Below are 23582 nucleotides of genomic sequence, written 5' to 3' on the forward strand. Positions count from 1 at the left end.
CTCACCGGGACCGCCCGACCCCGCGCCGTCGCGAGTCCCCCCACCGGCGCAGCGACGATGGACTCCCAGACCTCACAGTCATCCCCGGCTCCCGAGCCGCACCGTACGTTCCAGGTCGACCTGCGCGGTCTGGTGGACCTGCTCTCCCATCACCTCTACTCCAGTCCCCGGGTCTACCTGCGCGAGCTCCTGCAGAACGCGGTGGACGCCGTCACCGCCCGCCGGGCCGTGGAGCCCGGCGCCCCGGCCCGGGTGCGCCTGTACCCGGAAGGCGAGGGCGGTGCCGCGCTGCGCGTGGAGGACTCCGGGATCGGGCTGACCGAGTCCGACGTGCACGAGCTGCTGGCGACCATCGGGCGCAGCTCCAAGCGGGCCGAGGGCCTGCAGGAGGCGCGGTCGGAGTTCCTCGGGCAGTTCGGCATCGGGTTGCTGGCCTGTTTCGTGGTCGCCGAGCGGATCCGGGTGGTCAGCCGCAGCGCGCGGACCCCGCAGGCCCCGCCGGTGGAGTGGACGGCGCGCGACGACGGCTCGTACACCGTGCGCACGCTCCCGGACGAGGCCCGCCCCGAACCGGGCACGACCGTGCACCTGGTGGCGCGGGCCGGTGCCGCCGAGTGGCTGGCGCCGGAGCGGGTGCTGTCCCTGGCGCGGGACTTCGGCTCGCTGCTGCCGTACGACGTGCGGGTGGGCGAGGAGGAGGTCACCGACCTGCCGGCCCCCTGGGACCGGCCCTACGCCTCGCCCGCGAACCGGCGGGTGGCGCTGGCCCGGCACTGCCGGGCGCTGTTCGGCTTCACGCCGCTGGACTCGGTCGACCTGTCGGTGCCGCTGGCCGGCATCCGCGGGGTGGCGTACGTGCTGCCGTCGGCGGTCAGTCCCGCCCAGCGGGCCGGCCACCGGGTGCACCTGAAGGGCATGTTGCTCACCGAGCGGGCCGAACAGCTCCTGCCCGACTGGGCGTTCTTCGTGCGCTGCGTCCTGGACACCGACAGCCTGCGGCCCACGGCCTCGCGCGAGGCGCTGTACGAGGACGAGACGCTGGCCGCCGTGCGGGAGGCGCTCGGCGAGCGGATCAGGTCCTGGCTGACGGGGCTCGCGGCGGGCGACCCGGAGCGGCTGGCGGCGTTCCTGTCCGTGCACCACCTGGGCGTGAAGTCCCTGGCCCGGCACGATCCGGAGATGCTGCGCACGATGCTGCCGTGGCTGCCGTTCGAGACGACGGACGGGCGGCTGTCGCTGGAGGAGTTCGCCCAGCGCCACCGCGTCGTGCACTTCACGCGCACGGTGGAGGAGTACCGCCAGGTCGCGCCGATCGCCTCCGCGCAGGGCATCGGCGTGATCAACGGCGGTTACACCTACGACAGCGAGCTGGTCGAGGCGCTGCCGTCGGTGCGGCCGGGCACGGTGGTCGCCGAGCTGGACGCGGACACGGTCACCGCGCACCTGGACGCCGTGGACCCCGCGGAGGAGCTGGCGCTGGCGGGGTTCCTGGCGGCGGCGCGGGCCACGCTGGACCCGCTGGGCTGCGACGTGGTGCTGCGCGCGTTCCACCCGCTGTCGGTGCCCGCGCTGCACCTGGACGACCGGGCGGCCCGGCACGAGCAGGCGCGGGCGCAGGCCGAGGCGCAGGCGGACGACCTGTGGGCGGGCATCCTCGGCTCGCTGCGCGGCACCGCGCCCCGCTCGCGCCTGGTGCTCAACCACCTCAACCCGCTGGTGCGGCGCATCAGTTCGCTGCGGGAGGCGGAACTGATCGGCACCGCGACGGAGTCGCTGTACGGACAGGCGCTGCTGATGGCGCAGCGACCGCTCAGGCCCGCGGACTCGGCGCTGCTGAACCGGGCGTTCATCGGCCTGCTGGAGTGGGCCACCCACGGCGAGGAGGGGCGCTGATGAGCGAGATCACGGACTTCGACTCGCTCCGCCGGGCGATGGCGGACAACTCCGAGCAGCCGGAGGGGCCGGCCCGCAACGCGCGCGCCGAGCACCTGCTCGCCGAGGCCGAGAAGCTGGACGTCCCGCTCGCCGTGATCGAGGCGCTCGGGCACCAGCTCAAGGTCTACAACTACAGCTCCGAGAAGGCGAAGATGTTCGTCCCCTTCGCGCGGCTGCTGCGCATGTGGGACGAGCGCCCGGAGGACTTCGACGCGTACGAGACGCACTCGCTGCACTGGGTGTTCAAGTGGATGTCGGCGGGGATGCTCGACCAGCCGCACATCCCGCTCTCCTCGATCGAGAAGTGGCTGGGCGAGATGGAGCACCGCTACCGGCTCGCCGGGCACTCCGAACGGGCCGTGCGCAGCGCGGAGTTCAGCGTGGCCGCGCACATCGGGGACCGGGCCCGGGCCGAGCGGGCCTTCGCGGCCTGGCTGGCGGCGGACCGGGACGCCATGGCCGACTGCCACGCGTGCGAATTGCACGGGCAGGGCTGGTGGCACGCGGAGCTGGGCCGTGACGAGGAGGCCCTGGAGCTGTGGGAGCCGGTGCTGGAGGGCGCGTACACGTGCGCGCACGAGCCGCACACCGCGCTGGCGTCGTCGCTGCTGCCGCTGCTGCGCCTGGGCCGCGTGGAGGAGGCCCGCGCGAACCACCTGCGGGGCTTCCGGCTGGTGCGGACGATGGAGAGCATGCGCGGCGCGTACGCCGACCACGTGGAGTTCTGCGCCCTGACCGGCAACGAGGCCCGGGGGCTCGAACTGCTCGCGGAGCGCCCGGCGTACTTCACGGACGACGGCCACCCGCAGAGCAAGCTGGACTTCCTGGCCGTGGTGGCGCTGCTGACGGACCGGCTGGTGGAGCGGGGGCTGGGCGGGCAGCCGGTGCCGGGCCCGGCCGGGCGCGCCTGGACGGCCGCCGAACTGGCCGCGCACGCGCGCGCGGAGGCGCTGGCGCTGGCCGCCCGTTTCGACGCGCGCAACGGCACGTCGTACGTCAGCGAGCGGGTGCGCGACCGGATGGCGCGGCGCCCGCTGGTGGAGCGGCTGCCCCTGGGCGTGCGCGCGGTGCGGCCGGCCGCCGTCGCCGCGGCCCCGGTGCCGGTCGCGCAGGCGGAGCCGGCCGGGGAGCCGGACGACCTGGCGGCGCTGCTGGGCCGGGCCCGGCGGCTGTCGGACGCGCTGCGGCCGCACGCCGTGGAGGCGTGGGCCGCGGTCGCACGAGCCGCCGAGAGCGCCGAGGGCGGCGCTGACGCGGTGCTGGACGCGCGCGACCGGGCGGAGATCGCCGACCATGAGGGGATGGCGCTGGGCCCCGGGGGCGTCGCGTCCTTCGAGCGGGCCGCCGCGCTGTACGAGGAGGCCGGCGACCCCGGGGAGGCCCTGGCGGCCCGCGCGCGTGCGGCGTACGTCCGGGCGCTGGACGGGGCGGCCGAGGAGGCCCGCGCGGCGGTCGCCGAGCCGTACGACAGGGTTCTCGCGCTGTACGCCGACGGGGGCACCGGGCTGCGGCAGACGGCGGGCGTGCTGATGAGCCGCGCCCGCATCCTGATGCGGCCCGTGCACGAGGCGCAGGGACCGGTCGCGCCCGAGGTCCTCGCCGACGCCGAGGCGGCCGCGCGGGAGGTGCTGGCGCTGGTCGAGGGCCGCGCGGACGACGACGTGCGGCTGGCCGCGCGGGTCGCGGAGGGCCACGCCATGCTCGCCGAGCTGGCCACCCGGTCCGGGGACCCCCGCACGGGCGCGGAGCTGTTCGCGCGGGCGTCCGGGGAGTTCGTCGCGGCGGGCCTGCCCTGGTTCGCGGTGGAGTACGAGGCCCGGCTGGCCGCCCTGGCGCACCACCTGGGCGACCCGGCCGGGGCGGAGCGGGCGCTGCGGGCCGCCCTGGAGCACGGCGGCGAGCACCTGGAGCCCGTCGGGCGGGCCCAGCTCCACCTCCAGCTCGCCGAGGTGGTCGGGGGCCGGGGACAGGCCGACGAGGCCGCCGAGCACGCCCTGGAGGCGGCCCACTGGGCCGACGTGGCCGGCGAGGGCCCCACACTCGGCGCGTGGGCCCGGCACCAGCTCGGCGGCCACCTGGTGCGCCGGGGCCGCTGGGCGGAGGCCGCCGAGGTGCTGGAGTCGGCGCTCGCCGACCTGAGCGTCGAGACGCACGGCGACGGCACGGTCGTGCAGACCCAGTGGTGGCTCGGGGACTGCCTGAGCGAGCTCGGTGAGCACCGGGAGGCCGCCGAACGCCGGCTGCGGGCCGCCGAGATCGCCCGGCACTGGCCCGAGCAGCACGACCACGCCACCCTCGCCCACCTCGCCGCCGAGTCGCTCGGCCAGGCGGGGCTGCCCGCCGAGGCGGACCGGGCGTACGCGCGCGCGGGCGAACTGTGGCGCTCCCTGGGCAACGTGCACGGCCTGGTGCGCTCCCTGCGCGCCCGCGCGTGGCTGGCGCTGCGCACCCAGGAGGGGCCCGGGGCCGCGCGCACGCTGATGGCCGACGCGGTCGAGGAGTGCGCGGACGCACTGGGCGCCCTGGACGCGGCGGACCACGCGGGCGGCGAGGGCGCCGGGAGCGCGGAGGACGGGGCGGAGGCGGCGGAGGCCCGGCAACGGCTCGTCGAGGAACTCGGCCACACCCACCGCCAGTTCGGTGACCTGCTCGCCCGCTCGGTGGCCGAGGACGACGACGACGCGTCGATCGCCGCCGCGCTGGAGGAGGCGCTGACGCAGATGACGCGGGCCGTGGCGGTCTTCGCGCCGCTGGGCGACGCCGCGCTGCACGCGCGGACCGGCGCCGAACTGGCCGCGGGCTGGCTGGAGACCGACTTGGGCCGCCCGTCGGACGCGGCGGCACGCGCGCGTGCGGTGCTGGCGGCGTACGCCGACGCGGACGGGTCCGACGGGGGCGGGGACGCGGACGCGGACGCGGACGCGGACGGGGAGACGGTGCGCGCGCGCCGGGCGGAGGCGGAGCAGCTCCTCCAGGTGGCGAGGGAGCAGCCGACGGGCTGACGTCCGGGAGCGGACGGCGGCGCGGGGCCGGCGGGCTACTCGACGCCGATGAGCAGCAGCGTGCCCTGCCGGCCGCCACGGTAGACCACCGTGTCGACGGCGAGGTACGCCTCCCGCACCCGGTTCCGCAGGTGCTCGGCGACCTCCTCGGGCGCCTCGTCGCCGAGCACCAGGGTGACCAGCTCGCCGCCCGCCGCGAGCATGCGGTCCAGGACGGTGCGGGCGGTGTCGGTGACGTCCGCGCCGATCACCGCCACGTCGCCGTCGATCAGGCCGAGGACGTCACCGGCCTGGCAGATGCCCGCCATGGTCCACGACCGGTGCTCGGCGACGGTGACCTCGGCGTAGCGGGTGGCGCCGGCCGCCGAGGTCATCGCGACGACGTCCTCGTCGAAGCGGCGGCCGGGCTCGTGCACGGCCAGCGCGGCCAGGCCCTGGACCGCGGACCGGGTGGGGATGAGCGCCACCCGGACGCCCTCGGCGCGGGCCTGCTCGGCCGCCGCGGCGGCGGTGTGGCGCAGCTCGGCGTCGTTGGGCAGCAGCACCACCTCGCGCGCGTGGGCCCGTCGTACGGCCTGGACCAGCTCGCCGCTGGCGGGCGGCTCGCCGGGGCGGGCGAGCACGGTGGTCGCGCCGGAGTCGGCGTACAGGCAGGCCAGGCCCTCGCCGGGGACGACGGCGACGACGCCCCGCTGGACGCGCTCGCGGGGCGGGCGCTCCCCGCGCACGGTGTGCACGTCGTCGGCGCCGAAGTGGGTGATCCGGATGCGGTACGGCCGTCCGGCCTCCAGGCCGGCCTCGACGGCGGCGCCGGCGTCGTCGACGTGCACGTGGACGTTCCACAGGCCGTCGCCGCCGACCACGACCAGGGAGTCGCCGAGGGCGTCCAGGCGGTCCCGCAGCCTGGCCACGGCGGTGTCCTCGGCCTCCAGCAGGTAGATGACCTCGTAGGCGGGCCCGTCGCCCTGCTCGCCGTCCGGCGGCTCGCAGGGGTCGATCACCGTCCCGGCGTCCGTGTCCGTCGCCGTCCCGCTCGGCGCGCCCTCCTCCGGCGCGGGGCCCGTCCCGGCCGCCGCCACCGCGGCGGGTACCTCCCCCGTCAACGTCTCCACCAGGGCCCCCAGCACCGCCACCAGCCCGCGCCCGCCCGCGTCGACCACGCCGGACCGCTCCAGGACGGGAAGCTGGGCCGGTGTCCGCGCGAGGGCCGCGCACGCGCCCCGGTGGGCGGCCCGGGCGACCGCCGCGCAGTCGCCGTCGGCCGTCCGGGCCGCGTCGGCGGCGGCGGAGGCGACGGACAGCACGGTGCCCTCCACGGGGTGGGCGACGGCCTGCCGGGCGGAGTCGGCCGCGTGCCGCAGGGCCAGGCCGAGGCCCTTGCCGTCGGTGCGGGTGCGGTCGGGGTCCTCGGCGAGCACCTGGGCCATGCCGCGCAGGAGCTGGGCGAGGATCGTCCCGGAGTTCCCGCGGGCGCCTATGAGCGCGCCGTGCGCCATGGCCCGCACGGCGTCGGCGAGCGAGGGCGCCGAGGCCGCGCTCGCGACGGGGTCCCCCGGCGCACCACCGCCCGGGACCGCGGGGGCCGCTCCCCCGCCGCGCGCCTCGTGGCCCGCGAAGACCGCCTCGACGGCCGTCGCGGCCGACTCGACGGTCAGGTACAGGTTGGTGCCGGTGTCCCCGTCCGCGACCGGGTAGACGTTGATCGCGTCGATCTCCTCACGCGCGCGTCCCAGCGCCCGGAGCGCGAGACCGCACCAGGTGCGCACCGCGAGAGCATCGAGGAATGTCTGCGGCACCTGCGCCACCTGCGCCTCTCCTTGAGCTGCTGGACGTGGGAGGCAGCGTAGACCGTGAACGGGTCCCTGCCCCAAGGGGGCCGCAGGGCGACGGGCCGGGGACGGGGCGTCGGCCGACCGTGGTAGTTTCGTTGCACGGGCGCAGTCGTTGTATGCTGCTCCGGTTGCCCGATCCGATCGGGCTCTCCCCCTGGCAACGCCACTCAAGATCGCCGATCTCCGGATCGTGGTCCCGGCCTGCCGGGATCAACCGTAAGTGCATCTGAAGTCTTTGGAGTGACCCGTGGCTGCCAACTGCGACGTCTGCGGCAAGGGGCCGGGCTTCGGCAACAACATCTCGCACTCGCACCGCCGTACGTCCCGTCGCTGGAACCCGAACATCCAGCGTGTGCGTACCGTGGTCGGCGGGACGCCGAAGCGCGTGAACGCTTGCACCTCGTGCATCAAGGCCGGCAAGGTCTCGCGCTGACGCTCAGCTGAGCGCGCGGCCACTGCCGGTTCGCTGCAAAAAGCCGGTCCACCCCAGGTGGACCGGCTTTTTGCTGTACCCGCCTCAGGCTCCGGGAGTACCCCGCCTGAGTGCCCAGCCGTGGTCCACGGGTCCGATGCCGGCGCCCAGTGCGAACCCGGCGGCGATCGCCCCGGTGACGTACTCCTTGGCCGCCCGTACCGCCTGAGGCACGGGCTGTCCCTTCGCGAGCTGCGCCGCGATCGCGGAGGCGAGGGTGCAGCCGGTGCCGTGGGTGTGCCGGTTGTCGAGGCGGGGAGCGCGCAGCCAGTGCTCCTCGGTGCCGTCGGTGAGCAGGTCCACGGCCTCGCCGGGGAGATGGCCGCCCTTGATCAGCGCCCAGCGCGGGCCGAACGCCAGCACCGCCTGGGCCGCCTCCCGCATCCCGGCCTCCGACTCCACCCGCACGCCGGTGAGTTGCGCGACCTCGTCGAGGTTGGGCGTGGCGACGGTGGCGGCCGGGAGCAGTCGGGTGCGCACCGAGTCGAGCGCGGAGGCGGCCAGCAGCGGGTCGCCGTGCTTGGAGACGCCGACCGGGTCGACGACCGCGGGCACGTCCGTCCCGGCGAGCAACTCGGCGACCGCCTCGACCAGTCGGGCGGAGGACAGCATGCCGGTCTTCACCGCCCGTACGCCGATGTCGTCCACGACGCTGCGGTACTGGGCCCGCACCGCCTCCACGGGCAGCTCCCAGGCGCCCTGGACGCCCAGGGAGTTCTGCGCGGTGACCGCCGTGACGACGCTCATGCCGTGCACGCCGAGGGCGAGCATCGTCTTCAGGTCGGCCTGGATCCCGGCGCCGCCGCCGGAGTCGGAGCCGGCCACCGTGAGGACCGCGGGCCTCATGACTCGATGTCCCCGCCGAAGTGGTCCCAGCCGCCCTTGCTGGTCCAGGGCGCCCCGTCGACGGTCACGTGGGGCAGCGCCGAGGGGTTGAGGACCTCGCCGATGACCTTCCAGCGGGCCGGCAGCTTCACGTCCGGCGGGAAGGTCGCCACGATGGCGTGGTCCTCTCCCCCGGTCAGCACCCACTGCATGGGGTCGACGCCGACGGCCTGCCCGATGTCGTTCATCTGGGTGGGGATGTCGATGGCGCCGGAGCGGACGTCGATGCGGACCTTGCTGGCCTCGGCGATGTGCCCGAGGTCGGCGATCAGCCCGTCGCTGACGTCGCACATCGCGGTGGCGCCGAGCGAGGCGGCCGCCGGGCCCGCGTGGTACGGCGGCTCGGGGCGGCGGTGGGCCTCGACGAAGGCGCGCGGCGAGCGGAAGCCGCGGGAGAGCACCGCGTACCCGGCCGCGGACCAGCCCAGCCAGCCGGTGACGGCGACCAGGTCGCCGGGGCGGGCGCCGCCCCGGGTGACGGGCTCGTGGTTGCGCAGGTCGCCGAGCGCGGTGATCGACACCATGATCGTGTCGCCGCGCACGACGTCGCCCCCGACCACGGAGGCGCCGGCCACCTGGCACTCGTCGCGCAGCCCGTCCATCAGCTCCGTCGGCCAGGTCACCGGGAGTTCGGCGGGCACGACCAGGCCGAGCAGCAGGGCGGTCGGCACGGCGCCCATGGCGGCGATGTCGGCGAGGTTCTGGGCGGCGGCCTTGCGGCCGACGTCGTAGGCGGTGGACCAGTCGCGCCGGAAGTGCCGGCCCTCCAGCAGGATGTCGGTGCTGGCCACCACCCGGCGGTCGGGCGCGGAGACCACCGCGGCGTCGTCACCGGGGCCGACCCGCACCGCCGGGGTGGTGGTGAGCCGGGAGGTGAGCTCCCTGATGAGCCCGAACTCGCCGAGCTCACCAACAGTGCCCTTCATTGCCCTTACGCCCCTTCTGTCCCTGTCCGTGCCCGGTCGCGCGGGACCGGTCCCCTCGATACGGTCGACCTGACCGTGCCCTTCGCCCCCGCCCGCAGCCCGTCACGCACGCCGTGCTCCCCTCGGGTCTCCCCGCGGCGCGCGACGACGCGGTACCGTGGCGTTCCTTTTCCCCACATGATCCTCGTGGCCGCCCTGGAGGTTCCGTGGTACAGGCGTACATCCTGATCCAGACGGAGGTCGGCAAGGCGTCGACCGTCGCCGAGACGATCGGCAAGATTCCCGGTGTCGTCCAGGCAGAGGACGTCACCGGTCCCTACGACGTGATCGTGCGGGCCCAGGCCGACACGGTCGACGACCTCGGCCGGATGGTGGTCGCCAAGGTCCAGCAGGTGGACGGGATCACCCGAACCCTGACCTGCCCGGTCGTGCATCTGTAGCCCCCGTCTACCCTTGGCCGGTGAACTCCTTGCGTCACCGGCTCATCGGCCTGCCCGCGCTCGCCCTGCTGCTCGTCACCGTCGGCTGCTCCTCGGCAGACGACGGTGCGTCGGCGGCGGTTCCCAGCCCGGACGCGAAAGCCGCCGCACTGTGCCAGAAACTGGACGGAGTGCTGCCGGCCACGGTGGACGACGAGAGCCGCGAGGATCCCGAGCCCGCGTCCGCGCTGACCGCGGGCTGGGGGAACCCGGCGATCATACTGCGGTGCGGTGTGCCCCGGCCGCCGAAGATGCTCGATCCCGCGGTGCCCCAGGGCCGCGACGCGGACGCCGTCGCCGGCGGGGTCGACGGCGTCAACTGGTTGATGGAGAAGGAGAGCGGCGGGGCGTACCGGTACACGACCGCGAGCCGCCTCGCCTACGTCGAGGTGACGGTGCCCGCGGACCGGGACAGCTCGGGGGCGCTGGTCGACCTCGCCCCGGCCATCAAGAAGGCGATCCCCGAGGGGATCGCCGACTGAGTTGCGCGGGTCCGGGCGGTCAGCGCAGGCCGGTGGGGCGGCGCAGCGCGGCCTGGATCAGCCGGTCCACCAACTCCGGGTAGCCGACCCCGCTCGCCTGCCACATCTGCGGGTACATCGAGATGGGCGTGAAGCCCGGCATCGTGTTGATCTCGTTGATCACGAACTCCCCGTCCTCGGTGAGGAAGAAGTCCGCGCGCACCAGGCCCTCGCAGCTCGCCGCCTCGAAGGCGTCCACCGCGAGCCGCTGGACCTCGGCGGTCTCCTCCGGCGTCAGCGGCGCCGGCACCAGGCCCGGGGTGGAGTCGATGTACTTGGCCTCGAAGTCGTAGTACGCGTGCGTGTCCGGCGGGGGGATCTCGGCGGGCACCGAGGCGCGCGGGCCGTCCTCGAACTCCAGGACGCCGCACTCGATCTCGCGGCCGCGCAGCGCCGCCTCGACCAGGATCTTCGGGTCGTGGGCCTGGGCCGCGGCGATCGCCTCGTCCAGCCCGGACAGGTCGTCGACCTTGGTGATGCCGATGGACGAGCCCGCGCGGGCGGGCTTCACGAACAGCGGCCAGCCGTGCTCGCCCGCGAAGTCCACGATCTTCTTGCGGGCCGCGGCCTCGTCCCGGGCCCACTCGCGGGGCCGGATCACCACGTACGGGCCCACCTTCAGCCCGAAGGAGGTGAACACCCGCTTCATGTACTCCTTGTCCTGGCCCACGGCCGAGGCGAGCACGCCCGCCCCGACGTACGGCACGCCGGACAGCTCCAGCAGGCCCTGCAGGGTGCCGTCCTCGCCGTAGGGGCCGTGCAGGACGGGGAAGACGACGTCGACCTCGCCGAGCGCCTTGGGCACCGACCCGGGCTCGCTGTAGACGACTTCGCGGTTCGCGGGGTCCACGGGCAGGACCACAGCGCCCTCGGCCGACTCGGCGAGCTCCTCCACGTTCGGCGTACGGCGCTCGGTGATCGCCATGCGCTCGGGCTCGTCCGCGGTGAGCGCCCAGCGGCCGTCCTGGGTGATGCCGATCGGCAGGACGTCGTATTTCGTCCGGTCGACGGCCTTGAGGACGGCTCCGGCGGTGACCACGGAGATCCCGTGTTCGGAGCTGCGCCCGCCGAACACGACGGCCACGCGCGGCTTGCGGGACGGCTGCTCAGGGCTCTGGGGGAGGTTCTCGGTGCTCATATCGCGTTGAGAGTACCCGGTGGTAGGGCCGCGTCCCAGCGTCGGTGCGCGGCCGAACGAGGGGCGTCGCTCAGTGTCGTTCCGGCTTCGCGCTGCGCGACATCAGTTCCTTCACGGCGACCACGGGCGGCTTGCCCTCGTGGACGATCGCGACGACCGTCTCGGTGATGGGCATGTCGACGCCGTGGCGGCGGGCCAGGTCCAGTACGGACTCACAGGACTTGACGCCCTCGGCGGTCTGCCGGGTGACCGCGATGGTCTCCTGGAGGGTCATGCCGCGGCCCAGGTTGGTGCCGAAGGTGTGGTTGCGCGACAGCGGTGAGGAGCAGGTCGCCACCAGGTCGCCCAGGCCGGCGAGTCCCGCGAAGGTCAGCGGGTCGGCGCCCATGGCCAGGCCCAGCCGGGTCGTCTCGGCGAGGCCGCGGGTGATCAGCGAGCCCTTGGCGTTGTCGCCGAGGCCCATGCCGTCGGCGATGCCCACGGCGAGGCCGATCACGTTCTTCACGGCGCCGCCGAGTTCGCAGCCGACGACGTCGGTGTTGGTGTACGGGCGGAAGTACGGCGTGTGGCAGGCGGCCTGGAGGCGCCGGGCGACCGTCTCGTCGGTGCAGGCGACCACCGCGGCGGCCGGCATGCGGGAGGCGATCTCCCGGGCCAGGTTGGGGCCGGTGACCACGGCGACCCGGTCCCGGACGACCCCGGCGACGTCCTCGACGACCTCGCTCATCCGCATGGTGGTGCCCAGTTCGACGCCCTTCATCAGGGAGACGAGCACGGTGTCCGGCGCGAGCAGCGGCGCCCACGCGGCCAGGTTGGCGCGCAGCGTCTGCGAGGGCACGGCGAGGACGGTGAAGTCGGCGTCGCGGGCCGCCTCGGCGGGGTCGGCGGTGGCGCGCAGGTTCTCCGGGAGCTCGACGCCGGGAAGGTAGTCGGGGTTGGTCCGCGTGGAGTTGACCGCGTCGGCGAGCTCGGCGCGGCGCGCCCAGAGCGTCACCTCGCAGCCCGCGTCGGCGAGGACCATGCCGAACGCGGTGCCCCAGGACCCGGTCCCGAAGACGGCCGCCCTGACGGACTCGCTCACGTGCCGCTCTCCCCTTCACGGCCCGTCTGGGCCTCGGTCCTGCGCCGCTGCTCGATCCGCTCGCGGCGCGGGTCGTAGGGCGTCTCGGGCGCCTTCTCGCCGCGGATCTCCTCGAGCTGGCGGGTGATGGCGGCCATGATGACCTCGGTGGCCTCCTTGAGGACGTCCGCGGTCATCTCCTTGCCGTAGAAGCGCGACAGGTCCACGGGCGGTCCGGCGAGGACGCGGTGGGTCTTGCGCGGCAGCAGCCTCGGCTTCTTGGCGTAGGGCGGCAGGATCTCGTTGCAGCCCCACTGGGCGACCGGGATCACCGGGCACTTGGTCTGCAGCGCCACGCGCGCGGCGCCCGTCTTGGCGGTCATCGGCCAGCCGTCCGGGTCCCGGGTGAGGGTGCCCTCGGGGTAGAACGCGACGCACTCGCCGCGCTCGACGGCGTCGATGGCGGCCCGGAAGGCGCTGAGCGCGTCGGTGGATTCGCGGTAGACCGGGATCTGCCCGGTGCCGCGCATGGCGGCGCCGACGAAGCCCTTCTTGAAAAGGCCGCTCTTCGCCAGGAATCGCGGCACGCGCCCGGTGTTGTACTGGTAGTGCGCGTACGCGAAGGGGTCGATGTGCGAATTGTGGTTCACCGCGGTGATAAATCCGCCCTCGGCCGGAATGTGCTCCATTCCACGCCAGTCCCGCTTGATCAGAACCACCAGCGGCGGTTTGCAGATCACCGCGGCGAAGCGGTACCAGAAGCCGATTCTGCGGCGGGGCACGCGGACACCTTCCTCTAGGAACTTCCCAGGGCCTGCTGCGGGGCCTGGGGCCGCACAAGTGTCGCCCCGGGCCGCCGGTCTGTCGAGAACACCGTACGCCCCGGTCACCGCGGCGCCGGAGGGCCGGGGCGCGGGCCGGGTGACAATGACCGTGACGAGCAAGGGACGGTACGCCGGTGCAGTGGACGTTGGTCATACCCCTGAAGCCCTTGGCGCAGGCCAAGAGCAGGCTGGCGGACACCGCGTCGGACGGCCTGCGCCCCGGGCTGGCGCTGGCGTTCGCGCAGGACACGGTGGGGGCCGCGCTGGCCTCGCCCGCCGTGCGGGGTGTGGTGGTCGTCACGGACGACACGCTGGCCGGGCGGGAACTGGCGGCGCTCGGGGCGCGGATCGTGCCCGACACCCCGCGCGCCGGTCTGAACGCCGCGCTGACGCACGGGGCCGGGGCCGCGCGCGCCGTGGACGCGCGGTGCGCGCTCGCGGCGGTGAACGCGGACCTGCCGGCGCTGCGCCCGCACGAATTGGCGCGGGTCCTGGACGCGGCGGCGGAATTCCCCCGCGCTTTTCTCGCGGACGCGGCCGGTGTCGGCACCACGGTGCTGACGGCCGTTCCCGGGCGGGAATTGTTCCCCGCGTTCGGCACGGATTCCCGGGCCCGTCACCGCGCCTCGGGAGCGCGGGAACTGGCCCTGTCCGGGGTGGTGTCCGTACGGCAGGACGTGGACACCGGGGAGGACCTGCGCGCGGCGCTGGCGCTGGGGGTGGGCCCCCGGACGGCGGCGGCGGCCGCGCGGCTGCTGACCGCCGGGCAGTAGGCTGCCGTCATGCAGGCGACCGCATACACGTACGACCCGGTGACGCGCAGCGGGCAGGTGCTGCTCGACGACGGGACGCCGGTGCCCTTCGACGCGGCGGCGTTCGACGCGGGCGGCCTGCGGCTGTTGCGGCCGGGCCAGCGGGTGCGGATCGAGACGGAGGGGCCCGCGGACGCCCCCCGCGTCACGCTGGTCACCCTGCACACCTTCTGAACCACCGGTGTTGCGCCGCGCAGGCGCCCCCGGACATGCCGCGGGCCGGACTCCCTGGGGAGTCCGGCCCGGCACGTGGCCGCCCTCGTCGCCTTACGCCTGGCGGGAGGTGGCCTTCTTGGCGGTGGTCTTGCGCGCGGTCGACTTCTTGGCGGGGGCCTTGGTGGCGGTCGCCTTCTTCGCCGGGGCCTTCTTGGCCGCCGTCTTCTTGGCGGTCGCGGTCTTCGCCGTGGAGGTCTTCTTGGCGGCCGCGGCGGTCTTCTGCGGGGTCGCCTTCTTCGCGGTGGACTTCTTGGCGGCGGCCGTCGTGGTCTTGCGGGCGGTCGTCGTCTTCTTCGCGGCGGACTTCTTCGCGGCGGCGGCGGTGGTCTTCTTGGCCGCGGCCTTCTTGCCCGCCGCCTTGGCGATGGTGGGGGGCGGGCCGGACAGGCTGCCCTTGGGCGCCTTCTTGACCGCGATGTCGTTCTTCGGGAGCTTCTTCGAGCCGCTGACCAGGTCCTTGAAGCCCTGACCGGCGCGGAAGCGCGGCACCGAGGTCTTCTTGACCCGAACCCGCTCGCCCGTCTGGGGGTTGCGGGCGTAGCGGGCGGGACGGTCGACCTTCTCGAACGAACCGAAGCCGGTGACCGAGACCCGGTCGCCGCCGACGACCGCGCGGACGATGGCGTCCAGGACCGCGTCGACAGCGTCGGCGGCCTGCTGGCGGCCGCCCATCTTGTCGGCAATCGCTTCTACGAGCTGCGCCTTGTTCACGTCTTCCCCTTCGGAGACATTGCCAGAACGAAAGTGTTCAAGCTTTTTCGCACGTTAGGCAGATATATACCGCAAATCAAACACGAAACGGGCTTATCACCCTTGTGCCGCAACGGACTCGACCGCCGTGGCCCGTTCAGCGTTCCTCGTCGGGGACGCGCCCCGCGTCCAGGTCCGCCACGAACCGGTCCAGCCGCCTTGTCGCGTCGGCGAGATCGTGCTTGGCCGCGGCCGTAATGACCAGCAGCTTCCGGGTCAGCGCCATCCGTACGCCCTCCGGGACTTGCAGTGCGCGCACCCTTGCGTGCGCTTCCTTGAGTTGGTCCGCGACCGCCGCATAGAGCTCGAGTTGGCCGTCGTGTTCCATGCACAGATTGTGCCATCTGGGGCGAGTTGTCGCCCGCTCAGGGTGCAACTGCCGCCCCGACAGGCCGTCCCGGCACGGTGGGACGACCCCGCCACGGCAGCCGCCTACCCGGGCAACCAGCCCGTTAACGTGGGAAGTTGAGAAGGTTCCGCGAGGGTGACGGGGCCGAACGGGTGCAGAAACAGCCGTACCCCCGATCGGAGTCGATCGGGGGTACGGCGGGGGTGCGGGTGGCCGGAATTCGACGCGTGCCGAAGGGTCCGGACCGGGTGATCTAGACGGGCAGCGTCCGCGGCTTGTGCGACGGCCGCTTCGCCTCGTACGCGGCGATGTCCGCCTCGTTCTGGAGCGTGATGGAGATGTCGTCCAGCCCGTTCAGCAGCCGCCAGCGCGAGTTCTCGTCCAGCTCGAAGGCGGCGGTGATCCCCTCGGCGCGCACCTCGCGGGCCTCGAGGTCGACCGTGACCTCGGCCTGCGGGTCGTCCTCCGTGAGGTCCCACAGCGCGTCCACGACCTTCTGGTCGAGCACCACCGTGAGCAGGCCGTTCTTCAGCGAGTTGCCGCGGAAGATGTCGGCGAAGCGGGAGGAGATCACGGCCTTGAAGCCGTAGTTCTGCAGCGCCCAGACGGCGTGCTCGCGGGAGGAGCCGGTGCCGAAGTCGGGGCCGGCCACCAGGACCGTGGCGCCCTGCCGCTCGGGGCGGTTGAGGACGAACTCCGGGTCCTTGCGCCAGGCCTCGAACAGTCCGTCCTCGAAGCCGTCCCGGGTCACCTTCTTGAGCCAGTGAGCAGGGATGATCTGGTCGGTGTCGACGTTGGAGCGGCGCAGCGGGACCGCCCGGCCGGTGTGCGTGGTGAATGCTTCCATGGCTGATCAGACTCCAGCGGGCGTACGGGTCTCGGCGGCGGACAGGTCGGCCGGGGAGGCCAGGTGGCCCAGGACGGCCGTGGCGGCCGCGACCTGCGGCGACACCAGGTGGGTACGACCGCCCTTGCCCTGCCGGCCCTCGAAGTTGCGGTTGGAGGTCGAGGCGGAGCGCTCACCGGGGGCGAGCTGGTCGGGGTTCATGCCCAGACACATCGAGCAGCCCGCGTGCCGCCACTCGGCGCCGGCCTCCTTGAAGACCACGTCCAGGCCCTCGGAGACGGCCTGCAGGCCCACCCGCGCGGAGCCCGGGACGACCAGCATCCGTACGCCGTCGGCGACTTTGCGGCCGCGCAGGATCTCGGCGGCGGCACGCAGGTCCTCGATGCGGCCGTTGGTGCAGGAGCCTACGAAGACGGTGTCCACACCGATGGAGCGCAGCGGCTGTCCGGCCTCCAACCCCATGTACTCCAGGGCCTTTTCGGCGGCCAGGCGCTCCGAAGCGTCTTCGTACGAAGCGGGGTCGGGGACCGACGCCGAAAGCGGCGCGCCCTGCCCCGGGTTGGTGCCCCAGGTGACGAACGGCGAGAGCGCGGCGGCGTCGATCACGACCTCGGCGTCGAACTCGGCGTCGTCGTCGGTGCGCAGCGTCTTCCAGTACGCGACGGCGGCGTCCCAGTCGGCGCCCTCGGGGGCGTGCGGACGCCCCTGGAGGTAGGCGAAGGTCGTCTCGTCGGGGGCGATCATGCCCGCGCGGGCGCCGGCCTCGATCGACATGTTGCAGATGGTCATGCGGGCCTCCATCGAGAGCTTCTCGATGGCCTCGCCGCGGTACTCCAGGATGTAGCCCTGGCCGCCGCCGGTGCCGATCCGCGCGATGATCGCCAGGATCAGGTCCTTGGCGGTGACGCCGTCGGGCAGCTCGCCGTTGACCGTGATCGCCATGGTCTTGGGCCGGGCCAGCGGCAGCGTCTGGGTGGCCAGCACGTGCTCCACCTGGGAGGTGCCGATGCCGAACGCCAGCGCGCCGAAGGCGCCGTGGGTGGAGGTGTGCGAGTCACCGCAGACCACCGTGGTGCCCGGCTGGGTCAGGCCGAGCTGCGGTCCCACGACGTGGACGACGCCCTGCTCGACGTCCCCGAGCGGGTGCAGGCGCACCCCGAACTCGGCGCAGTTCTTGCGCAGCGTCTCGAGCTGGGCCCGGGAGACCGGGTCGGCGATCGGCTTGTCGATGTCCAGGGTGGGGGTGTTGTGGTCCTCGGTGGCGATGGTGAGGTCGAGGCGCCGCACCTGCCGGCCGCTCTGGCGCAGCCCGTCGAAGGCCTGCGGGCTGGTCACCTCGTGCAGCAGGTGCAAGTCGATGAAGAGGAGGTCGGGCTCGCCCTCGGCGCGCCGGACGACGTGGTCGTCCCAGACCTTCTCCGCGAGTGTCCTACCCATCGCTTTCCCTCCGGCCGGCGAACGTCCACCGACCCAACTAGAGATCTTGGGGAGACGGCGCCCGCACCCCGTGTTCCGGGCACCCGCCGCCGGGCCCGTTCGGTGCGCGGGCCGTCTGTGTCCAAGGGTTGCGCGTCTCACGGAAAAATGAACTTGCGTTTCACAGAGTGAGACGGGAGTATCGTTGCATGGACAACAGTAGCGGCGTAGGCGTGCTGGACAAGGCGGCCCTTGTCCTGAGCGCCCTGGAGTCCGGTCCGGCCACCCTCGCGGGGCTGGTCACCGCGACCGGACTGGCACGACCCACGGCCCACCGGCTGGCCGTGGCCCTCGAACACCACCGCATGGTGGCACGTGACATGCAGGGCCGTTTCATCCTCGGCCCGCGCCTGGCGGAACTGGCCGCGGCGGCCGGCGAGGACCGGCTCCTCGCTACGGCCGGCCCGGTGCTCACCCACCTGCGCGACGTGACGGGCGAGAGCGCCCAGCTCTACCGCCGCCAGGGCGACATGCGCATCTGCGTCGCCGCGGCGGAGCGCCTGTCCGGCCTGCGGGACACCGTCCCGGTCGGCTCGACGCTGACCATGAAGGCCGGTTCCTCGGCGCAGATCCTCATGGCCTGGGAGGAGCCCGAGCGCCTGCACCGCGGCCTGCAGGGCGCCCGCTTCACGGCGACGGCCCTGTCGGGCGTGCGGCGCCGCGGCTGGGCCCAGTCCATCGGCGAGCGCGAGCCGGGCGTCGCCTCCGTCTCCGCGCCGGTGCGCGGCCCGTCGAACCGCGTGGTGGCCGCGGTGTCCGTCTCCGGCCCCATCGAGCGCCTCACCCGGCATCCCGGCCGCATGCACGCCCAGGCGGTCATCGACGCGGCGGCCCGGCTGTCGGAGGCCCTGCGCCGCACCGGCTGATCCGACGCGGACGCCCCGCCCTCCAGGGAGCACCGGCCTCAACGCCGCGGCAGGTCCTCCCGGGGGCGTGACACACGTCCGCCGGAGTACGCGGGCCTCCCCTCAGGACGCCGGCGCCCGCCACGCCAGCCGGTCCTTGGCGTAGCGCCCCCGCTCGGCGAGCGGCACCTGCCCGTGCGCCGCGGCGAGCCCGAAGGCCGGCATGTCGCCGTAGATCGACTCGTAGCGCCCCTCGGGCACGACGTACGCCTCGTGCCAGATCCCGACGTGACCGCGCACCTTGCCCGCCCGCTCCAAGCCGTTGATCCGTGCCCACACCTCGTGGTGGAAGGCGTCGGGAGCGCTCGCGTAGGCGTACAGCTTCTCCTTCGACTCCCAGTACTGGACGACGTAGTAGGTGCGCGGCGAGGCCGTCAGCAGGACCCGGGAGAGCAGCCCGCGCTCGGGCGCCTTCTCCAGCTCGGCGAGCATCCGGAACATCGCCCGCATGACCGGCAGCCACTGGTGCACCGCCCAGAAGCGGTTGATCCGCATGCCGATCAGCAGGACGACCACGTCCCCGTGGGCGTTGGCGGTGGTACGACGTGCGCCGACACGTTTCCCGTCCATGCTTGGATAGTGCCGTTGTCCAAGGGAGGGCACAAGAGATGCGGCTGGCCGAACTGAGCGGGCGCAGCGGTGTGTCCACCGCGACGATCAAGTACTACCTGCGCGAGGGCCTGTTGCCGCCCGGCCGGCAGGTCAACGCGACCACCGCCGAGTACGGCGAGGAGCACCTGCGCAGGCTGCGCCTGGTGCGGGCGATGGTCCAGGTGGGCCGGCTGCCGGTGGCGACGGTGCGCGAGGTGCTGGGCCACGTCGACGACGACTCCCTGGGGCGCACGGTCCGGCTCGGCGCCGCGCTGTGGGCGCTCCCGCAGGTCCCGGAGCCGGACGCGGACGACGAGCACGTGCGGGCGGCCCGCGAGGAGGCGGACGCCCTGCTGGAGGCGCTGGGCTGGTCCAACGCCCGGCTGCTGACGACGATCTCGCCCGCGTACCGCTCGCTGGTGGTGGCGGTGGCCGCGCTCCGCCGGCTCGGCTACCGCCCGGACGCCCAACTGCTCGTGTCGTACGCCCGGTTGATGCACCGGGCGGCTGAGCTGGACCTGGACCACGTGGAGCAGCAGCCCTCGGAGGCGGAGCGGGTCGAGGCGGCCGTGCTGGGCGCGATCCTGGTGGAGCCCGTGCTCCAAGCCCTGCACCGGCTGGCCCAGGAGGAGGAGTCGGCCCGGCGGTACGGTTTCGAGTGACCGGCGGGAGAGGGCACGACGAAGGCCCCCCGCGTGAGCGGAGGGCCTTCTGCTGTACCCCCGACCGGATTCGAACCGGCGCTACCGCCTTGAGAGGGCGGCGTGCTAGGCCGCTACACAACGGGGGCGTGGACTCTGCGTTTCCGCAGGCCCGAGCTGGTCTACCTGGACTCGAACCAAGACTAACTGAACCAGAATCAGTCGTGCTGCCAATTACACCATAGACCAATGTGGTTTAGACCAGTCAGTACCCCCGACCGGATTCGAACCGGCGCTACCGCCTTGAGAGGGCGGCGTGCTAGGCCGCTACACAACGGGGGCCCTAGCGATCCTGCATCGACGGCGGCGGGAGCGACCCGGCCGCCTTCGTGGGAAGGATCTGTACCCCCGACCGGATTCGAACCGGCGCTACTGCCTTGAGAGGGCAGCGTGCTAGGCCGCTACACAACGGGGGCTCGCGGATGTGATCCGCTGGTGCAGATGAGCTCTGCGAGCTGGCCTACCTGGACTCGAACCAAGACTAACTGAACCAGAATCAGTCGTGCTGCCAATTACACCATAGGCCATCGGAACGCAAGCCCCGTAGGGGATCTTGTTCTCGTTCGCTCCCCCGGGTTCTCGGCCTTTCGGCCCGCTCCCCGGCGGCGCAGGAAGAACATTACCCGAAGGTGGACGGGGCTCCAAAACGGGTATCGGCGCCGAGCAGCGCGGGCAGTTCGGCGAGCGAGGCGATGCGGTGCCGGCCGGCCGGGTCCTCGACGACGGCCCCGCCGCCGTGGCGGTCGATCCACACGGACAGCAGTCCGGCGTCCGCCGCGCCCCGGCCGTCGATCTCCGGGTGGTCGCCGACGTAGGCCACCTCGTGCGGGGGCAGGTCCAGGGACTCGCAGGCCGCGAGGAAGGCCGCGGCCTCGGGCTTGGAGACGCCCAGCTCGGCCGCGCACAGGATGGCCTCGAACCGGTCGTGGACGCCGAGGACGCGCAGCTTGCGGTCCTGGACGTGCAGGCTGGAGTTGGAGAGCACCGCGTGCCGGTGGCTGGCGGCGAGGGCGTCCAGCACCGGCACCACGTCCGGGAAGAGCGACCAGGCGGCCTCGTAGTGACCGACGTAACGCTGGAACCAGGTGTCGGCCTCGTCGTCGGTCAGCTCGGCGCCCAGGAACACCCTGACCCGGTCGCGGCGCTGCGCCTGGAAGCCGATCTCCCCCGCGGCGAACCGCGCCCACTGCTGGTCGGTGGCCTCCCGCCAGCGGGACAGCGCCTCCTCGGCGCTGCCGTACCCGGCGAGCAGCCCCTCGGCGGCCAGGTGCGCCCGCATGCCCTCCCGGTCGGCGGTCGTGTAGTCGAAGAGGGTGTCGTCCACGTCCCAGACCACGGCGCGTATGTTCCTCATGCACCGACCGTAACCCGCGGTCCGTCCCGCTGTCCGGGAGACGGCGAAGGGGCGGCACCGGGTGCACCGGTGCCGCCCCTTCGCCGCGTGCGGGTTACGCGGTCAGCCGCGCCAGGGCCGCGTCGATGCGGGCCAGCGACTTCTCCTTGCCCAGCACCTCCAGGGACTCGAACAGCGGCAGGCCGACCGTGCGGCCGGTGACGGCGACGCGGACCGGGGCCTGCGCCTTGCCGAGCTTGAGGCCGTGGGCCTCACCGGCGGCCAGGACGGCCTCCTTCAGCGACTCCGGGGAGGTCCAGTCGGCCGGCTCCAGCTTCTCGCGGGCCGTGCGCAGCAGCGCGTCGCTGCCCTCCTTCATCGCCTTCGTCCAGCTCGCCTCGTCGACGGCCGGCTCGGCCAGGAAGAGGAAGTCGACGTTGTCGGTGATCTCGGACAGCACCTTCAGACGGGTCTGGGCGTGCGGGGCGATCGCCTGCCACTTGGCCTCGTCGAAGTCCTCCGGCGCCCAGGGGGCGAACGGGGCCTGGAGCCACGGGCGGCAGCGCTCGGTGAAGTCCTTCACGTCCAGCAGCCGGATGTGGTCGCCGTTGATGGCCTCGCACTTCTTCAGGTCGAAGCGCGCCGGGTTGGGGTTGACGTCCTTGACGTCGAAGGCCGCGACCAGCTCCTCGCGCGTGAAGATGTCCTGGTCCGCGGAGAGGGACCAGCCGAGCAGCGAGAGGTAGTTGAGCAGGCCCTCGGGCAGGAAGCCCTGCTCGCGGTAGAGGTTGAGCGAGGACTGCGGGTCTCGCTTGGAGAGCTTCTTGTTGCCCTCGCCCATGACGTAGGGCAGGTGGCCGAACTCGGGGACGGCCTTGGCGATGCCCAGCTCGATCAGCGCCTTGTACAGGGCGATCTGGCGCGGGGTGGAGGAGAGCAGGTCCTCGCCGCGCAGGACGTGGGTGATCTCCATCAGCGCGTCGTCGACCGGGTTGACCAGCGTGTACAGCGGGGCGCCGTTGGCGCGGACGATGCCGTAGTCCGGCACGTTCTCCGGGGTGAAGGTCAGCTCGCCGCGGACCAGGTCGGTGAAGGTGATCGTCTCGTCCGGCATGCGGAAGCGGACGATGGGCGTGCGGCCCTGCGCCCGGTACTCCTCGACCTGCGCCTCGGACAGGTCGCGGCAGTGGCCGTCGTAGCCGGAGGGCCGGCCGGCGGCGCGGGCGGCCTCGCGGCGGGTGTCCAGCTCCTCCTGGGAGCAGTAGCAGTGGTAGGCGTACCCGCCGTCCAGCAGCTTGCGGGCGACGTCCGCGTACAGGTCCATGCGCTGCGACTGGCGGTACGGCGCGTGCGGGCCGCCGACCTCGGGGCCCTCGTCCCAGTCGAAGCCCAGCCAGCGCATCGCGTCCAGGAGCTGCCGGTACGACTCCTCCGAGTCGCGGGCCGCGTCGGTGTCCTCGATGCGGAAGACGAGCGTGCCCTGGTGGTGGCGGGCGAACGCCCAGTTGAACAGGGCGGTGCGCACCAGGCCCACGTGGGGGTTGCCGGTGGGGGACGGACAGAAACGGACGCGTACGGGAGAGCCGGGTGCGCTAGCCACGCTTGACAACCTTGTTGGTGAGAGTGCCGATGCCTTCGATGGTGACGGCGACCTCGTCGCCGACAGTCAGGGGGCCGACCCCAGCCGGGGTGCCCGTGAGGACGACGTCGCCCGGGAGCAGCGTCATGGCCTCGGTGATGTTGACGATGAGGTCCTCGATCGAGTGGATCATCTCGCTCGTCCGGCCGAGCTGGCGCTGCTCGCCGTTGACGGTGAGCTGGACGGTGAGGTCCGAGGCCCTCGCGAGGTCCAGTCCGGTCTCCACCCAGGGGCCGAGCGGGCAGGAGGTGTCGAAGCCCTTGGCCCGGGCCCACTGCTTCTCGCGCTTCTGCACGTCACGGGCGGTGACGTCGTTGGCGCAGGTGTAGCCGAAGATGACGTCCCGGACGCGTTCGCGCGGGACCTCGCGGCACATCCGCCCGATGACCACGGCGAGTTCCGCCTCGTGGTGCAGGTCGGCGGAGAAGGACGGGTACTGGATGGCGTCGCCGGGGCCGATCACCGAGGTGGAGGGCTTGAAGAAGGCGAACGGGGCGTCCGGCACCTCGTTGCCCAGCTCGCGCGCGTGCTCGGCGTAGTTGCGGCCGAAGGCCACGACCTTGTTGGGGAGCACGGGCGGCAGGAGCCGGACCTTGCTCAGCGGCACCTTGGTGCCGGAGAGCTCGTGTTCCGCGAACGGGATGCCCTTGATGATGTCGAGGACGAGCTCGTCCGGCTTGTCGCCCTCGACCGCGCCGAAGGCGACGTTCCCGTCGATGGAGAACCTGGCGATGCGCACGGGTTGGTTGGCCCCTGATCTCTTCGCTGCTGGAGTCTGACGGTCCAGGCTAACGCGGAAGGGCGCCCCCGGCCGGGGACGCCCTTGACATCCGTGGGCGGCCGCGCTGCATGATCGACGGGTGGGCGTCGGCTGGCGGAGCGGCGGCCG

23 protein-coding genes and 5 tRNA genes are annotated in these 23582 nt (G+C 73.3%); 9 read left to right on the plus strand and 19 right to left on the minus strand.

What is annotated here, in order from left to right:
* The first annotated feature begins 57 nt into the window (after window positions 1-57).
* Both E4U92_RS31440 and E4U92_RS31445 read left to right on the plus strand, forming a co-directional pair.
* On the plus strand, window positions 58-1893 hold the full coding sequence (locus E4U92_RS31440) for an HSP90 family protein (protein WP_137303831.1): 1836 nt from the start codon (window positions 58-60) through the stop codon (window positions 1891-1893).
* Entirely contained in the window at window positions 1893-4937 is a 3045-nt protein-coding gene (locus tag E4U92_RS31445; RefSeq protein ID WP_137303832.1) for a tetratricopeptide repeat protein, read from the plus strand. The genes E4U92_RS31440 and E4U92_RS31445 overlap by 1 nt, the downstream gene beginning before the upstream one ends.
* A gap of 35 nt (window positions 4938-4972) precedes the next feature.
* Here E4U92_RS31445 and E4U92_RS31450 read toward each other — a convergent pair whose 3' ends face one another.
* The gene (locus E4U92_RS31450; protein ID WP_137303833.1) at window positions 4973-6742 is read right to left on the minus strand and encodes a DAK2 domain-containing protein; all 1770 of its coding nucleotides are present in this window, start codon (window positions 6740-6742) and stop codon (window positions 4973-4975) included.
* A 274-nt stretch (window positions 6743-7016) separates the two neighbouring features.
* Between E4U92_RS31450 and rpmB the strand changes: the two genes are divergently transcribed.
* Window positions 7017-7202, plus strand: a complete 186-nt coding sequence (gene rpmB / locus E4U92_RS31455) for a 50S ribosomal protein L28 (protein ID WP_003993230.1) — start codon at window positions 7017-7019, stop codon at window positions 7200-7202.
* An 84-nt stretch (window positions 7203-7286) separates the two neighbouring features.
* Here the strand turns inward: rpmB and thiD are convergent, their stop codons facing one another.
* Window positions 7287-8087, minus strand: a complete 801-nt coding sequence (gene thiD / locus E4U92_RS31460; RefSeq protein WP_137303834.1) for a bifunctional hydroxymethylpyrimidine kinase/phosphomethylpyrimidine kinase — start codon at window positions 8085-8087, stop codon at window positions 7287-7289.
* Window positions 8084-9052, minus strand: coding sequence for a thiamine-phosphate kinase (locus tag E4U92_RS31465; protein ID WP_137303835.1), 969 nt, complete (start codon window positions 9050-9052; stop codon window positions 8084-8086). The genes thiD and E4U92_RS31465 overlap by 4 nt, the downstream gene beginning before the upstream one ends.
* Window positions 9053-9258: 206 nt before the next feature.
* Between E4U92_RS31465 and E4U92_RS31470 the strand changes: the two genes are divergently transcribed.
* Window positions 9259-9492, plus strand: coding sequence for an Lrp/AsnC family transcriptional regulator (locus E4U92_RS31470; protein ID WP_067238984.1), 234 nt, complete (start codon window positions 9259-9261; stop codon window positions 9490-9492).
* A 20-nt stretch (window positions 9493-9512) separates the two neighbouring features.
* Window positions 9513-10013, plus strand: a complete 501-nt coding sequence (locus tag E4U92_RS31475; protein ID WP_137303836.1) for a DUF3515 domain-containing protein — start codon at window positions 9513-9515, stop codon at window positions 10011-10013.
* A gap of 19 nt (window positions 10014-10032) precedes the next feature.
* Here E4U92_RS31475 and E4U92_RS31480 read toward each other — a convergent pair whose 3' ends face one another.
* From E4U92_RS31480 to E4U92_RS31490, 3 genes are all read right to left on the minus strand, one after another.
* Complete coding sequence (locus E4U92_RS31480; protein WP_137303837.1) at window positions 10033-11190, minus strand: D-alanine--D-alanine ligase family protein; 1158 nt, start codon at window positions 11188-11190, stop codon at window positions 10033-10035.
* 70 nt (window positions 11191-11260) lie between these two features.
* On the minus strand, window positions 11261-12271 hold the full coding sequence (locus E4U92_RS31485) for an NAD(P)H-dependent glycerol-3-phosphate dehydrogenase (RefSeq protein ID WP_137303838.1): 1011 nt from the start codon (window positions 12269-12271) through the stop codon (window positions 11261-11263).
* Window positions 12268-13032, minus strand: a complete 765-nt coding sequence (locus tag E4U92_RS31490; protein ID WP_137303839.1) for a lysophospholipid acyltransferase family protein — start codon at window positions 13030-13032, stop codon at window positions 12268-12270. Before E4U92_RS31490 ends, E4U92_RS31485 begins: the two co-directional genes overlap by 4 nt.
* A 176-nt stretch (window positions 13033-13208) precedes the next feature.
* Here E4U92_RS31490 and cofC point away from each other — a divergent pair, with 176 nt between their 5' ends.
* Both cofC and E4U92_RS31500 read left to right on the plus strand, forming a co-directional pair.
* Window positions 13209-13847 (plus strand): 2-phospho-L-lactate guanylyltransferase, encoded by a 639-nt coding sequence (gene cofC, locus E4U92_RS31495; protein ID WP_137303840.1) that lies wholly within the window; start codon window positions 13209-13211, stop codon window positions 13845-13847.
* Window positions 13848-13856: 9 nt separating this feature from the next.
* Complete coding sequence (locus tag E4U92_RS31500; RefSeq protein ID WP_137303841.1) at window positions 13857-14060, plus strand: hypothetical protein; 204 nt, start codon at window positions 13857-13859, stop codon at window positions 14058-14060.
* Window positions 14061-14153: 93 nt separating this feature from the next.
* On the opposite strand, the gene E4U92_RS31505 is transcribed toward E4U92_RS31500, so the two are convergent.
* The 4 genes from E4U92_RS31505 to leuC form a co-directional block, all read right to left on the minus strand.
* On the minus strand, window positions 14154-14813 hold the full coding sequence (locus E4U92_RS31505) for an HU family DNA-binding protein (protein WP_137303842.1): 660 nt from the start codon (window positions 14811-14813) through the stop codon (window positions 14154-14156).
* A 136-nt stretch (window positions 14814-14949) separates the two neighbouring features.
* Window positions 14950-15180 carry an SCO5555 family protein gene (locus E4U92_RS31510; RefSeq protein WP_137303843.1) on the minus strand — a complete coding sequence of 77 codons (231 nt, stop codon included), beginning with the start codon at window positions 15178-15180 and terminating at the stop codon, window positions 14950-14952.
* 274 nt (window positions 15181-15454) lie between these two features.
* A complete protein-coding gene (gene leuD / locus E4U92_RS31515; protein WP_137303844.1) occupies window positions 15455-16048 on the minus strand; it encodes a 3-isopropylmalate dehydratase small subunit in 594 nt (197 codons plus the stop codon).
* Window positions 16049-16054: 6 nt separating this feature from the next.
* Window positions 16055-17485 (minus strand): 3-isopropylmalate dehydratase large subunit, encoded by a 1431-nt coding sequence (gene leuC, locus E4U92_RS31520; protein WP_137303845.1) that lies wholly within the window; start codon window positions 17483-17485, stop codon window positions 16055-16057.
* A 188-nt stretch (window positions 17486-17673) separates the two neighbouring features.
* Here leuC and ndgR point away from each other — a divergent pair, with 188 nt between their 5' ends.
* Window positions 17674-18390, plus strand: a complete 717-nt coding sequence (gene ndgR, locus E4U92_RS31525) for an IclR family transcriptional regulator NdgR (protein ID WP_067238957.1) — start codon at window positions 17674-17676, stop codon at window positions 18388-18390.
* Between the two features lie 102 nt (window positions 18391-18492).
* Here ndgR and E4U92_RS31530 read toward each other — a convergent pair whose 3' ends face one another.
* Window positions 18493-18999, minus strand: coding sequence for a DUF4188 domain-containing protein (locus E4U92_RS31530; RefSeq protein WP_137303846.1), 507 nt, complete (start codon window positions 18997-18999; stop codon window positions 18493-18495).
* A 38-nt stretch (window positions 19000-19037) separates the two neighbouring features.
* Between E4U92_RS31530 and E4U92_RS31535 the strand changes: the two genes are divergently transcribed.
* Window positions 19038-19682, plus strand: a complete 645-nt coding sequence (locus E4U92_RS31535) for a MerR family transcriptional regulator (RefSeq protein ID WP_137303847.1) — start codon at window positions 19038-19040, stop codon at window positions 19680-19682.
* Between the two features lie 55 nt (window positions 19683-19737).
* Here E4U92_RS31535 and E4U92_RS31540 read toward each other — a convergent pair.
* From E4U92_RS31540 to E4U92_RS31575, 8 genes are all read right to left on the minus strand, one after another.
* Window positions 19738-19810, minus strand: a tRNA-Glu gene (locus E4U92_RS31540).
* 28 nt (window positions 19811-19838) lie between these two features.
* A tRNA-Gln gene (locus E4U92_RS31545) sits at window positions 19839-19910 on the minus strand.
* Between the two features lie 20 nt (window positions 19911-19930).
* A tRNA-Glu gene (locus E4U92_RS31550) sits at window positions 19931-20003 on the minus strand.
* A gap of 61 nt (window positions 20004-20064) precedes the next feature.
* Window positions 20065-20137: transfer RNA gene (locus E4U92_RS31555), tRNA-Glu, on the minus strand.
* A gap of 39 nt (window positions 20138-20176) precedes the next feature.
* Window positions 20177-20248 (minus strand) — tRNA-Gln (locus tag E4U92_RS31560).
* Between the two features lie 92 nt (window positions 20249-20340).
* Entirely contained in the window at window positions 20341-21075 is a 735-nt protein-coding gene (locus E4U92_RS31565) for an HAD family hydrolase (RefSeq protein WP_137303848.1), read from the minus strand.
* A gap of 94 nt (window positions 21076-21169) precedes the next feature.
* Window positions 21170-22654, minus strand: a complete 1485-nt coding sequence (gltX, locus tag E4U92_RS31570; RefSeq protein ID WP_137303849.1) for a glutamate--tRNA ligase — start codon at window positions 22652-22654, stop codon at window positions 21170-21172.
* Window positions 22647-23432, minus strand: a complete 786-nt coding sequence (locus E4U92_RS31575) for a fumarylacetoacetate hydrolase family protein (protein WP_137303850.1) — start codon at window positions 23430-23432, stop codon at window positions 22647-22649. Before E4U92_RS31575 ends, gltX begins: the two co-directional genes overlap by 8 nt.
* Window positions 23433-23582 lie beyond the last annotated feature (150 nt).

This window comes from Streptomyces galbus, assembly GCF_005280195.1.
Taxonomy (GTDB): Bacteria; Actinomycetota; Actinomycetes; order Streptomycetales; family Streptomycetaceae; genus Streptomyces; species Streptomyces galbus.